The organism is Kitasatospora sp. MBT63 (assembly GCF_000710465.2).
In the GTDB taxonomy this organism is placed as follows: Bacteria; Actinomycetota; Actinomycetes; order Streptomycetales; family Streptomycetaceae; genus Kitasatospora.
In genome coordinates, this window is record NZ_JAIZ01000397.1 from 1 (window position 1) to 568 (window position 568).

Genomic DNA, 568 nt, shown 5'->3' on the forward strand with positions numbered 1-568 from the left:
CCGAGAAGGTGCTCGCCTCCCAGGGCCCCGGCGCCTGGCCTGTCTGCTCCAAGGTCGCCGGCCTCACCAGGTAGCACGTGCGGCCCGGCACCACGGCTGCGGTCCGGCCTGCTGTTTCGCCCCGTTGGATCCGTCCAGCGGGGCGAAACCGCTGTCCGGATGCAACGGCCGCGGGAACGGCATCGCTGGCTCGGCTGTATGGCGCGCCCGCCCGGAAAGTATCCAATTACCCGACATACTGCATGTGACGGATGTATTGACTCAAAATGATCCATAACTGGCTGCCGGCCCTGTCTGCAAGATCCGGAGGACGTGACAAGTGAACTCCAGGAAGCCATCCATCGGGCCGGTTCCGGCGTCCTGCCGCCTCGACAGGTCCGCGACCAAGATTTTTCAGGGCGTGTCGCTGGCGGTGGCAGTGCTGGCGCTGGCGGGCTGCTCCGGCGGTTCGACCCCTTCTCCCGCCGGATCCGCCCCGGGTTCCTCCGGCTCCTCGGTCCAGTCTTCGGCTGCTCCATCCACCAGTAGCCAGCTGGAGAGCGACTACCAGCGGGTGATCGCGACCGTC

General features: G+C 66.9%; 1 pseudogene. It reads left to right on the top strand.

Annotated elements, in window-relative coordinates:
* Positions 1-319: 319 nt before the first annotated feature.
* Positions 320-568 (top strand): annotated as a pseudogene (locus AA75_RS51460) (signal protein PDZ); the annotation flags it as partial.